At 41.1% G+C, this 12,965-nt stretch carries 10 protein-coding genes; all 10 read left to right on the top strand.

Translation table 11 applies throughout. The features are described from left to right. The first annotated feature begins 62 nt into the window (after positions 1-62). Positions 63-1,649, top strand: coding sequence for an ATP-binding protein (locus ACFO3P_RS16110; protein ID WP_379542516.1), 1,587 nt, complete (start codon positions 63-65; stop codon positions 1,647-1,649). After that, positions 1,646-2,329, top strand: a complete 684-nt coding sequence (locus tag ACFO3P_RS16105; RefSeq protein WP_289585196.1) for a response regulator transcription factor — start codon at positions 1,646-1,648, stop codon at positions 2,327-2,329. Before ACFO3P_RS16110 ends, ACFO3P_RS16105 begins: the two co-directional genes overlap by 4 nt. A gap of 192 nt (positions 2,330-2,521) precedes the next feature. Continuing rightward, on the top strand, positions 2,522-3,496 hold the full coding sequence (locus ACFO3P_RS16100) for a tripartite tricarboxylate transporter substrate binding protein (RefSeq protein WP_042533548.1): 975 nt from the start codon (positions 2,522-2,524) through the stop codon (positions 3,494-3,496). A 13-nt stretch (positions 3,497-3,509) separates the two neighbouring features. Further along, the gene (locus tag ACFO3P_RS16095) at positions 3,510-3,962 is read left to right on the top strand and encodes a tripartite tricarboxylate transporter TctB family protein (protein WP_042533549.1); all 453 of its coding nucleotides are present in this window, start codon (positions 3,510-3,512) and stop codon (positions 3,960-3,962) included. A gap of 15 nt (positions 3,963-3,977) precedes the next feature. After that, a complete protein-coding gene (locus ACFO3P_RS16090) occupies positions 3,978-5,471 on the top strand; it encodes a tripartite tricarboxylate transporter permease (protein WP_042533550.1) in 1,494 nt (497 codons plus the stop codon). A 212-nt stretch (positions 5,472-5,683) separates the two neighbouring features. Continuing rightward, complete coding sequence (locus ACFO3P_RS16085; RefSeq protein WP_042533552.1) at positions 5,684-7,468, top strand: sigma-54-dependent Fis family transcriptional regulator; 1,785 nt, start codon at positions 5,684-5,686, stop codon at positions 7,466-7,468. A 144-nt stretch (positions 7,469-7,612) separates the two neighbouring features. Further along, positions 7,613-8,806, top strand: a complete 1,194-nt coding sequence (locus ACFO3P_RS16080; protein ID WP_193064154.1) for an iron-containing alcohol dehydrogenase — start codon at positions 7,613-7,615, stop codon at positions 8,804-8,806. A 32-nt stretch (positions 8,807-8,838) separates the two neighbouring features. Further along, the gene (locus tag ACFO3P_RS16075) at positions 8,839-10,170 is read left to right on the top strand and encodes a GntP family permease (protein WP_175297048.1); all 1,332 of its coding nucleotides are present in this window, start codon (positions 8,839-8,841) and stop codon (positions 10,168-10,170) included. A gap of 27 nt (positions 10,171-10,197) precedes the next feature. After that, positions 10,198-11,658, top strand: a complete 1,461-nt coding sequence (locus ACFO3P_RS16070; protein ID WP_042533554.1) for a CoA-acylating methylmalonate-semialdehyde dehydrogenase — start codon at positions 10,198-10,200, stop codon at positions 11,656-11,658. Between the two features lie 534 nt (positions 11,659-12,192). After that, a complete protein-coding gene (locus ACFO3P_RS16065; RefSeq protein ID WP_193064151.1) occupies positions 12,193-12,834 on the top strand; it encodes a GntR family transcriptional regulator in 642 nt (213 codons plus the stop codon). Positions 12,835-12,965: the final 131 nt, after the last annotated feature.

The raw sequence follows: 12,965 nt of genomic DNA, 5'->3' as shown, positions 1-12,965 counted from the left end.
AACTGATAATGCCATTACATAAAACGAAATAGACTCATGGATCAATAGAAAAGGAGGTATAAATGTTTTCTTTGATTAAAAATATGACGATTCGAAAGCGGATTGTCTTTATATTTCTGACTTTATCTACTTTTCTTATTTTATTATTTATTTCTGTGTTTGCTTATTTTGAGATTGGCAATGCCCAGGATACATACAAGCAATTATCCAGACAGACGGCTAATGGACTGGCCTTTATGCCGGCTTTGGAGGAAGCTGTCAGCAGCAGTGACCATGACGAATTACAGGGAATTATTGACCGTGTGCGGCTGCAGGCAGAAAATCCGGTTGTGACCGTAGTTACACGAGACGGAGAATATATTATCCATCCAGATGAAAACCACATCGGTATAACGGAAGAAACAGAGCAATTTGACCAGACGCTGTTATATGGCTCTTATGTGACAGAGTCTGGGGAAGGGGCGCTTGGACCTGCTATTATGACCACTGCACCAATCTATGAAGAGGTGGATGCCAATGGCGGGGAAAGAATTATCGGTGCGGTTACAGTCGAGTATTTGGAAGAATCGATCAACGCTATCATAGTAAGTAAGCTCACAAGATTAGTTATCGTGGCATCCATTGGGATGATTCTTTGCGTTGGCGGAGCGTTGTTTTTAGCCAGAAGTATTCAGGAGGATACGATGGGCATTGAGCCTGCAGTTATCGCAGAAATGTTCCGTGAGCGGGAGGCCATGTTAAACGCAGTAAAAGAAGGGATTATTGTGATTGATGATAAGCAAGCGATTTCCTTGATTAATCCCTCTGCGAAGGCATTACTAGATTCATCGATGGAGCTCCGGCAGTCGATTCAACTGCTTGGCCTGCCGGAGACGCTTTTCTCTGGAAAGCCGAGCTATGATGAGGAAAAAGTCTACCAAGGGAAAACATTTATTACGAATTGCATTCCTTTATATGAAAATAAACAGATTGTCGGTGCGATTTGCAGTTTTCGAGATAAAACAGATATGAAGCAGCTTCAAGAAACAGTGATGCAGATAGAGGGCTATGCAGATAGCCTGCGTGCCCAGACACATGAATTTAAAAATAAGATGTATGTGCTGTTGGGGTTAATCCAGCTTGAGCAATATGAGGAAGCGTTAAAAGTGATTCAAGAAGAAACCGCTGATAAGCGACAAGCATTCCCAATGTTAAAGAACATTAAAGACCCTGGAGCGCAGGCAATTTTATTAGGGAAACTAGTGAAGGCGGCTGAGAAAAAAATAGCACTTATCATAGAAGAAGCAAGTCATCTGGATAAAACGAAAATAGCTGCTGCAGATATGGCTATCATGCTTGGCAATTTATTAGATAACGCCATGGATGCTGTACTAGAATCGGAGGAACAGAGAATCACCGTGATGGTTACTGATGTTGGAAGTGATATTGTGATAGATATAGAAGATACCGGGCCGGGAATGACGAAAGAACAGACTGGGCAGATTTTTACCAGAGGATATTCCAGCAAAGGGGAAAATAGAGGCTATGGTCTGTTTCATGTCTATGAAGCGGTGAAAAAGTATTGTGGAGAGATGGAAGTGACTTCCCCAGCTGAAGGTGGAACTGTGTTTTCTATCTATTTACCAAAAGGAGAAGAGGTGAAAAAATGAATGTGGTTATTGCAGAAGATGATTATCGGGTAGCTTTATTGCATGAAAAGTATCTGCAGGCTTTTTCAGAGATCACAGTTGTTGGCAGAGCGCTGAATGGCAAAGAACTCAAGGAGCTGATAGAAAAAGAGAAAGTAGATCTGATCATCCTTGATATTTATTTTCCTGATATATTAGGGACAGAATTGCTTCATTACCTGCGAATGCATTCTCCGAATCTGGATATTATTATGGTCTCTGCATCTACAGACCGGCAGCATTTGCAGCTGGCAAAACGTTATGGCGTATACCAGTACTTAATTAAACCAGTGACGGTGGATGATTTTACAAATACGGTAAAACAATATGTAAAGGATCGGATATGGTTTGAAGAAACGGGAGAATTTAAAGCGAACGATACCGATTATTTTTTGACAGGGGGATACCAGCGAAGCATAGAAGAAAAAGGGACAAATATGCCTTTGCCGACAGGGATTGATTCCATTACATTAGAAAAAGTAAAAGCAGCGTTAAGGGAGCATCCAGAAGGGGTAACCATCGATAAGATGTGCCAGCTGGTCGGGATTTCAAGAACAACGGCCAGACGATATTTGGAGCATATCGTATCTGACGAAGAAGCTACTACCATTTTAAATTATGGGGTTATCGGCCGGCCGGAAAGAAGATATATTTTACAGTAAAACCTCAAAACATCCTGGTATCAGGGTGTTTTTTTATTCTCTTTTTTTCACTTAATGGATAAAAAGGACGAAAAGGCATTAAAGAATGTTAAGTGAATAAAATTCGAAATATTGTTTTTCCTCTTTGGGTTTGCAATAATTACCCTATCATTGAAAGCGTTTACTTAATTATTTATTTTGAGAGGTGTTGACATGAAGCGTTTATGCTTATTATTTATTGGCTGTATTCTTCTGGCAGGATGTTCAGAGAATACCAGTGAAGGGAAAGGGACCTTTCCTGAAAAAAACATAGAGATTATTGCTCCGGCAAGTCCGGGCGGCGGATGGGACAGGACAGCGCGTTCTGCACAGCGGGCGATGAATGCGGACGGGACCGTAGAAGAGGATATTACAGTAGTGAACAAGCCTGGAGGCGGCGGGGAAGTAGGCTGGCAATATTTGATGCAGCAGGATGCGCATTTTGCTGCATTAAATTCCAGTCTATTAATTACAGGTCCATTGCTTGGTCAGACAGAATTAACCCATGAAGAATTTACGCCATTAGCCATGTTATCTACGGAATGGCTTGCTGTGGCAGTCCGGGAAGATGCAGGGATTGACAGCGGTACAGAGTTATTGGAGCAGTTGAAGGAAGATCCAAAGTCGCTGGTGATTGGTGTCAGTCCATCTTTAGGAAGCGGGAATCATCTGGCCTTTGTCCAAGCTGTGATTGAATACGGCATTGATCCGACAGAATTACAGTTCCTTGTTTACAGCAGCGGCGGCGATATTATGAATGCATTACTTGGCGGACACATCGATGTCACCAGCAATTCGTTATCTGACCTGTCCGAACAATATTTAGCAGGAGAAGTGGATATATTAGCTGTTACATCGCCAGAAAGACTAGACGCATTTCCGGATATACCAACCTGGAAAGAGCAGGGTATTGATATGGAATTTCCGCATTGGCGCGGAATCATGGGCCCTCCGGGAATGAGTGAGGAGGAAATTGCTTCCTGGGACCTTTATTTGAGTGAAATGGTAGAAACAGAAGAATGGCAAACAGATTTAGAGAATAATAATTTGGAAGAATTCTATATGAACAGTGAAGAAACAAAGGAATTTTTACAAGATCAAAATGAATTTTTTGAAGGTATAGTAGAGGATTCTGGCTTAACGCCTTAGGAGGGAAAATAGGATGCAGGTAGCAATACGGTATGCCATGCCTGTCATGTTTATTATTGGCAGCGTTATCTATGGCACGATGATTATACAATTAGATCCGGCAACATTAGGCAACCCGGATGGACCAAAGTTTTTTCCTTTATTTGTTTGTGCTGGATTGCTTGTATTTTCTATCGCAGATTTAGTCAATGTACGTAAACAAATATATGCGAAGAATAAAGATTTAGAGCTGATTGCCCAGCTGAAATCATTTAAATTAATTGCAATCATTATTGGAATTTGCGTGATATATACGCTTATTTTTGAACATGTCGGTTATTTGATTGCAACGATATTATTTATGGGAGCACTTATGTTTTATTTAAACGGAATGAAGAAATGGCTCTTGAATGTAGTTGTAACACTGGTTGTTTCTGTTTCAACCTGGTATGGCTTCACAGAGCTGCTGCAAATAAGTCTGCCTTAGAGGAGGAGTGCGAGAATGGATGTAAATATTATTTTAGATGGATTATGGACAGCGCTCCAGCCTGCTAATTTGTTATGGCTTTTACTTGGAGCAGTTCTTGGTACAATTGTCGGTATTCTGCCGGGGCTTGGAGCGGCAACAGGAGTGGCAGTGCTTATTCCATTAACGTTTGGAATGGAGCCGGTCAGCGCATTGATTTTAATGGCAGCGATTTACTACGGAGCTTTATTTGGAGGCTCCCGCAGCTCTATTCTGATTAATACGCCGGGAGATGGTTCTTCGATTGCAGCTACGTTTGACGGATACCCGATGACGAAGAAGGGACTGGCAGGGCAGGCGATGTCTATTGCTGCGATGGCTTCGCTGATTGGCGGTGTGATGGCAATCTTCGGATTTATCTTTTTAGCAATACCGCTGGCAAATTTTGCATTAAATTTTGGGCCGGCTGAGTTTTTGCTGTTGTTCCTATTTGCCTTATCTGCTGTGGTGACCTTATCGCAAGGAAATATTATTAAAGGCTTTTTAACCATGTTTTTAGGATTGGGTATCAGTACAATCGGAGTGGATTTGCAATCCGGCGTACACCGCTTCACCTTTGGATTGCCGCATTTAACAGATGGTATTAATTTTATTGTGATTATCATCGGTATTTATGCCATAGGGGAAGTGCTTTATAATTTACTTAAACCGCAATACTCTGGAAAATCAAATGGGCAGGACATCGGGAGCAAGTGGTTTACGAAGGAGCAGTGGAAGCGATCGCTTGCCCCGATTATCCGAAGCGGCCCGATCGGATTCTTCCTCGGTGTACTTCCCGGTTCTGGCGGAACGATTGCTTCTTTGTTATCTTATAGTACAGAAAAACAAATATCCAAAAATAAAGATGAATTCGGCAAGGGTGCTGTAGAAGGACTGGTTGCACCAGAATCCGCAAACAGTGCATCGGCTGTCGGCTCGCTGATTCCGATGCTGACCATGGGGATACCTGGGTCCGGGACAACAGCAGTGATGCTGGGAGCACTTGTTATGATTGGAATCACACCGGGACCTTTGTTATTTGAAAATAGTCCGGATACGATTTGGACGCTGATCAACAGTATGTTTATTGGAAACATTATCTTAGTAATTATTAATATCTTAATGGTCGGTATGCTGGTGAAAATCTTAAAAACACCGCCGAATGTGCTTTATCCGATTGTTCTTATTCTTTCCTTCTTAGGGGCATATACGCTTGGATACAGTACAATTGATTTTTATATTTTAATTATTGCCGGTGTTATTGGGTTGTTGATGCGTATTCTGAATTACCCTGTTGTACCGTTAATTCTTGCTTTGATTGTTGGAGGAGATATGGAGCAAAATTTCCAGAGAGCAATGATTGTTTATGATTCTCCAATGGATATTTTATTTGCTTCTCCGATTGCGATTGTTCTTGCTTTGCTGACTGTTTTATCCCTTTGTTATCCATTGATTGCGAAGGTTTTTAAGAGAAGAAAGGCAGTGAAATAAAGAAAATTTCAACATGTAAACACAGTATCTATGGTGATTTCTACATCGATAGATGCTGTGTTTTTTAACGTATACGAAACATTATTTGTACGGTTATCACAGGTGAAATTGAAATGAATTCTCTTATAAGACTATGGTATACTCAGCTGTAGAAGCATAATCAAGATAATATAATCAAAGCATTTAGCATTATATTTTTGGAGGAAGATAACATGCTGCAAATGAATTCACAAGAGCTATTAAATGAAGAAAATGGTCAAGCCGGCAATTGGATGAGAAGGAATCCGGAGATCATTTATTTAAATGAAACTGTAAAAGCTGCAGCAGCGCTTCTTCATAATTTGGCAGCCGATTTCCTTCCTGTTGTAGGGGAATCTATGAATCCGGTTGGAATCATTACGTCCAAAGCAATCCTGAAAGCGTACCTGGATGGGGAAAACGAAGCGTCGATTGCGAATTATATATCACAGGAGGATTTTTCGATTATTCGAGCCGATGAGTTCATCATCGATTTTTATAAAATGCCGTATACTTACTTTTTTGCAGTTAATGAGAAGCAGCAGCTGACAGGCGTATTAACAAGAAAAGAAATACAGCAATGTTTATCGTTTTATATGAACGAGCTGAGTCAAACCTCTCATACTGCCGAAATTTTGGATGTTATTCTTGAAAGCGCTTATGAAGGGGTTGCTGTTGTTAATCAGGAAGGAATCATTATTGAGTTTAATGAAGCCTACAGCCGTTTTACTGGAATTGATCAGAAGGATGCTGTCGGACGACCAGTACAGGAAATTATTGAGAATACCAATCTGCATCATACAGCCAGAAATGGAATGCCGGAGCGGGGAGTTATCCAATACATCCAAGGGCAGCCGATGGTGGTGCACCGGATACCGATATGGAGAGAAGAAAAGCTGGTGGGCGCAATCGGGATGCTTATTTTTGAAGGCGTAACAGAGCTATATCAAATCTATGATCGGTTTTTGGAAAAAACGATGCAGACAGCTGTAAATAAAGACAGAGTGAAGCAGCCTTTGCAGGAGAACAGAATAGAGCATGCATCGATTGAAAAAATTAAGGGATCCAGTGAACAGATAACGGATGTGAAGCGGATTACCCGAAAAGTTGCCAAAACAGATGCAACCGCTTTAATCACAGGGGAAAGCGGAACTGGGAAAGAAATGTTCGCTAAAAGCATCCATGAGCTGAGTTATTATCAACATGGTCCATTTATCAGTGTCAACTGCGGCGCCATACCGGAGCAGCTTTTTGAGTCTGAAGTATTTGGCTATGCAGATGGTGCCTTTACAGGTGCGAGAAAAGGCGGGAAACCGGGAAAGTTAGCATTAGCTAAAGGAGGGACACTGTTTTTAGATGAGATTGGTGAAATGCCTGAGATGATGCAGACAAAATTATTGCGTGTGCTGCAGGAAAAGGAATTTGAACGGGTAGGAGCAGTTCAAAAAGAAAAGCTGGAGGCAAGAATCGTTGTAGCGACAAATCAGAATTTGTTAGAAATGGTTCGGGAGGGAACCTTTAGAGAGGATTTATATTATCGGATCAACGTTATTGAAATCCCGATACCGCCGTTAAGAGAGCGTCCGAAAGACATCCCGGTACTGATTTCTCATTACTTATCGAGTTTGTGTAAGAAATATGATGTTCCGGATAAAGAAGTAACACCTGAAGCAATGGCTGTTTTTATGAATTATGCCTGGTATGGAAATATCCGAGAGCTGATAAATACAATGGAAAAGTTAGTTATTTTAGTTGAATCCGATACCATCGATGTAGACCATCTTCCAAACTATTTGAAGCGTTTTGACCTGCTGGAGACGCCTTACGTCTTCCAGCGGGAAGTGAAGAATAAAGAAAAAGAAGTTCTGATGAAAGCGCTGGAAGAGAACAGAGGCAACAAATCAAAGGCAGCGAAGGAACTCGGGATGCACCGTACGACATTATATAAAAAAATGAAAAAGCATGGTTTGGATAAATAGTGTAGCAGAATAACTACAACTTTTCAGTGAAGTGTAGCTGTTTAGCTACACTTTTTGTTTTAAAACGCTTACAGCAGCGCTCTAAAAATTTGGCATGATTTTTGCTATTTAAAAAGTGAAAGAAAGAGAGAAGGAGAGATACTTATGGGAGAGAGTAATGTGTTTCGTACACCACAGACTATTCATTATGGAAAAGATGCTTTTAAAAAGATAGGGAAGGAAGCATCGGAAAAAGGGCAGAAGGCGCTGATTATCAGTGACCGTATCATGGAGAAGCTTGGTTATGTCAGCGAGTGCAGAGATATCCTTTTGCAGGGACGGATTGAAAGCGCTGTCTATTTAGGGGTTGAATCAGAGCCGACAGATGTTTATGTTGCTGAGGCATTGGAATTATGTAAAAAAGAAAAATGTGATGTCGTTATTTCCGTAGGTGGAGGCAGCTGTATTGATACGGCCAAGGCAGTAGCTGTCGCTGCAGTAAATGGGATTTATATTGGAGAGTATATGGGTGGAAAGAAACAAATAGAGCAGCAGCCGCTTCCGCATATAGCAGTGCCGACTACAGCCGGAACAGGTTCAGAAGCAACAGATGTTACCGTAATCACTGATACAACGAATGATGTCAAGATGATGATTAAGCAGCCATTACTGATGCCGAATGTAGCGATTGTAGACCCTGTTCTAAGCATATCATCGCCTAAATCCGTTACAGCTGCTACCGGGATTGATGCTTTAAGTCATGCGGTGGAGGCTTATATTTCGAAAAAAGCACAGTCCATGACAGACACGCTGGCTTTATCGGCGATTGAACAAATCGTAAAGAATATAAGAACGGCCTATAACGAAGGAGAGAATGTGGCTGCCCGGGAAGCAATGTCTATTGGATCCATGCAGGCGGGGATGGCTTTTTCCAATGCCTCGGTGTGCTTAGTGCATGGCATGTCCAGACCGATTGGAGCGTTGTTCCATGTACCGCATGGGATTTCTAATGCAATGCTTCTTCCTGCTGTGCTTGATTTCAGCAGAGATGATTGTGTGAATCGATTAGCTGATTTAGCGAAATTTTTTGATGCGGACGCAGATAGGCTTTCTAAAGAGGAAGCTGCAGATCTGACGGTTTATGAAGTAAAAAAACTGTGCTATGAGTTAGATGTTCCTAATTTACAAGGCTGGGGAATCGATCAGAAGAATTTTGAAGCAGCTGTCAGTAAAATGGCGGAAGATGCAATGGCAAGCGGCAGCCCGCAAAATAATCCGAGAGTACCAACAAAAGAAGAGGTAGAGGAGCTTTATCATGTTTGTTTCTCGTATCAGTTTAGCATAGAAAAAACGTCGTAATAGAAGGGATGATATCAAGGGGGATAAATGGGATGGAAATAATCAGTTTTATCGGATTGATAGCTGCGCTTGCTTTGCTCGTCTATCTGACAATGAAGGGAATTCATATTATCGTTGCTGCGCTGATCAGCTCAGTAGTTATAGCTGTTACAGGGGGATTGAATTTAGAAACAGCATTACTGGATAATTATATGACGGGCTTTACAGGGTATTTTGCTTCATGGTTTTTAGTATTTTTATTGGGTGCTATTTTTGGAAAGTTTATGCATGAAACCAAATCAGCGGAAAGTATTGCCCAGTGGATTAAAAAGAAATTCGGCGTCAAACGGGCCGTGTTTGCCGTGGTAGCGGCAGCAGCAGTGATGACATATGGAGGGGTAAGTTTATTTGTAGTTGGCTTTGCGGTCTACCCAATTGCTGTTTCCCTGTTCCGTGCGGCCAATCTGCCGCATCGTTTTATTCCTGCTGCACTTATTTTTGGATCGATTTCGTTTACGATGACTGCACCGGGATCACCGGAAATACAAAATATTATTCCAACAGAATTCTTTGGAACTACACCGACAGCAGGCGGCTGGATTGGAGTTTTATGCTCCCTGCTGATTATGATTGCCGGCGGATTGTACCTTGGATCAATGGTGAAGAAAGCGGTTGCCGGCGGGGAAGAATTTTCTCCTCCAAAATCCGTTCTGGAAAAAGAAAAAGAGGAGGCAGCTGCCGCTGTGGAAGAAAATGAATCACAGGCGCTGCCGAATATTGTGGTTGCTATTTTACCTCTCTTTTTAGTTATTGTTTTACTAAATATATTAGGTCAGTTTATGAACCCGACAACGGCATTATTAATTGCATTAATTGTAGGGATTGCTGTTTCCTGCTTAACGATGTTGAAATTTCTTAAGGAATTTTGGAGTTCAATGGCAGCAGGAACACAAAATGCACTGGTTGCACTGGCAAATACCTGTGCGGTCGTTGGTTTTGGAAGTGTTGCCGCAGAGGTATCGGCATTTGATACCTTGATAACTGGACTTGTTAATCTGCCTGGACCGCCATTATTGGGACTGGCTATTGGGGTAACGGTTATTTGCGGAATTACTGGTTCGGCCTCTGGCGGATTAGGGATTGCACTGCCTATTCTAGCGCCTATTTATTTAGCGCAAGGAGTAGACCCTGGTGCAATGCATCGTATTTCTGCGTTAGCATCCGGCGGTCTGGATTCGCTTCCGCATAATGGAGTCGTTGTTACGACGGTAAGAGCTATTTGCGGCGAGACGCACAGCCGGGCATATAAACCCGTTTTCCTTGTTAGTATTATTGTTCCAAGTATCGTATTAGTATTGGCGATTGTGCTTTACAGTCTTATTTAATAAAGAATATTACAGGAGGTTTTTTCATTGACACAGACAACAGTAGAAACATTAAAAAATTATGTAGGCGGAAAATGGATCGAAGCGAAAACAGCAAAAACAGAAGAGGTAGTGAACCCGGCGACAGGAGAAGTGCTTGCTCACGTGCCGTTATCTACTTTAGAGGATATTAATTATGCAATAGAAACAGCTGCAGAGGCATTTGAAACCTGGAAAGAAATTCCGGTACCAAAACGTGCCCGGATTCTATTTAAATACCAGCAGCTTCTTGTTGATAATCATGAGGAACTGGCAAAGCTGATCACTCTTGAAAATGGTAAAAACTTTGCGGAAGCGTATGGAGAAGTACAAAGAGGAATCGAAAATGTAGAATTCGCAACAGGAGCGCCGTCATTGATGATGGGAGAGCAGCTTGCTTCGATTGCAACAGAGTTGGAATCCGGATTATACCGTTATCCAATCGGAGTTATTGGAGGAATCACACCGTTTAATTTTCCAATGATGGTGCCGTGCTGGATGTTTCCGATGGCGATTGCGACTGGAAATACGTTTGTAATGAAGCCTTCTGAACGGACACCGCTGCTTGCCAATCGTTTAGCGGAATTACTGGAAGAAGCTGGTCTCCCGGGCGGTGTGTTCAATATTGTTCACGGCGCACACGATGTCGTAAACGGATTATTAGATCATCCGCAAGTGGCAGGGATTTCATTTGTCGGTTCGCAGCCGGTGGCCGAGTATGTCTACAAGCGCGGGACGGATAATTTAAAACGGGTACAGGCTTTGGCAGGCGCAAAGAATCATTCGATTGTTCTGCAGGATGCCAACCTGGATAATGCTACAACACAAATTATGAATGCGGCATTTGGTTCGGCTGGCGAGCGCTGTATGGCAGCTTCTGTAGTAGCAGTAGAGGACAGCGTTGCAGATGAATTTATCAAGCTTTTGACACAAAAAGCCAATGGAATTCAAATTGGTAATGGTTTAGATGAAGGAATTTTCCTTGGACCAGTGATACGTGACAAGCATAAAGAACGTACGTTAAGCTATATCGAAGCTGGACAAGAAGAAGGGGCTAATCTGGTCCGGGATGGCCGAAAAGATGAAGCTGTGAAGGAAAAAGGCTATTTTGTCGGTCCGACCATTTTTGATCAAGTTACTTCGGAAATGAAGATATGGCAGGATGAGATTTTTGCGCCTGTATTATCTATCGCTCGTGTGAAGGATTTAAGTGAAGCAATTGAACTGTCTAATCAATCACGCTTTGCGAATGGAGCATGTATTTTTACCAGAGATGGGGGAAGCGTCCGTCAATTTCGGGAAACCATTCATGCAGGAATGCTTGGTGTGAATATTGGTGTACCGGCGCCAATGGCATTTTTCCCCTTCTCCGGGTGGAAGGATTCGTTTTATGGGGATTTACATGCCAATGGGAAAGACGGGTTACATTTCTATACGAGAAAGAAAGTTATTACGACGAAATGGGTGTAAGGAGAAAGAGAGGTCGCTGTATTTTTGCAGCGGCTTCTTTTAATTGACCAACTATGTTACTTTTAACCACCATCATTCATTTATATTGGAAAACACAGCTTTTTAACAAAATTTTTTGATGAGTGATTATAAGTGAAAAGCTTACTTATCTTTGACTATTACCAAACCTGATTTTTTACTTCTTTGATTAAAAGATAAATAACCAATGTATCAATGTCATTATCCTGATATTTTTGTCTATTGAAATAGAATCCTTCTTAGATAAAGCCAATTTCACCGAAAGCAATCCATGCCATATAGTTATTGGGTGTCAAATAAGCTTTGTTGTCGTATAATAGTGATAGAAAGTAGTTCTCTAATTTTTTTGAATGTTTTTGTCGACTGCCATTATACAATGCTTTTGCTTTATAAAAAATACTGTTTGTTTTTCAGTTTTTGGAAACATTAAGGCTATAAAATTTGTATTCCATTCATTATAATAAAGTTTTTTATTTTATATATGTGCAGTGAAGTTTAGTAAAAGGAGCTGTTACAATGGGTAAAATTATTAAATCGGAATCTCTACACTTACAAGCCTATCAATTGATTAAAGAATCGATTATGCAAGGAGATCTAAACCCCGGAGAACGTGTTGTAGAAGCAAAAATTGCAAGTAAGTTAGGAACTAGCAGGGGAACAGTAAGAGAAGCGATTCGTATGTTAACTCAAGATGGTTTATTAATATATAATGATGGATTTGTCCGTGTTTATGAACCGACAGTAGATGATATTGCGGATATTTTTCAATGTAGGGAGAGTTTGGAAGTATTAGCAATTCGACTTGCTATTAAGAATTTAACTGATGAAGTAAAATTAAATTTAGATAATAATTTAAAAGAAACAAAAAACGTGAAGCCTGATTCTCCAGAACTTGGTCAGTTGGATCAGCAATTCCATACAATTATTACCAAAGCCTCCAACAACGGGCAACTCATTAAATTACTTGAAGTAATCAAAGTGAAAATTCATTACATGAGAAAAAGTATGGTTGGGGGAGCTTTTTACCCTTCATTTATTGACGAACATGAACAAATTTATGAAGCGATTTTGAACGAAAATGAAGAAGATGCGGTTCATTTAATGAGTGCTCATATTAAAAAGGCATTAGAAGGTGTATTGAAGCATATTAAATCTTAATCCAATCAAATCTGGATTAGGATTTTTTATGTGCGCCAGGCATGGCGACTATCTAGGTGGTGGAAATCCACTGTGGAGGTACACATCGACCAACCACTAGAGAAGCGCAAAGCATTTATCGTGAGGTAAAG

Origin of the sequence: Oceanobacillus aidingensis (assembly GCF_042654105.1) — a bacterium.
Classification (GTDB): Bacteria; Bacillota; Bacilli; order Bacillales; family Amphibacillaceae; genus Oceanobacillus; species Oceanobacillus oncorhynchi.
The sequence above is the reverse complement of the archived record's forward strand: the minus strand, read 5'-3'. Positions and strand labels throughout refer to the sequence as shown.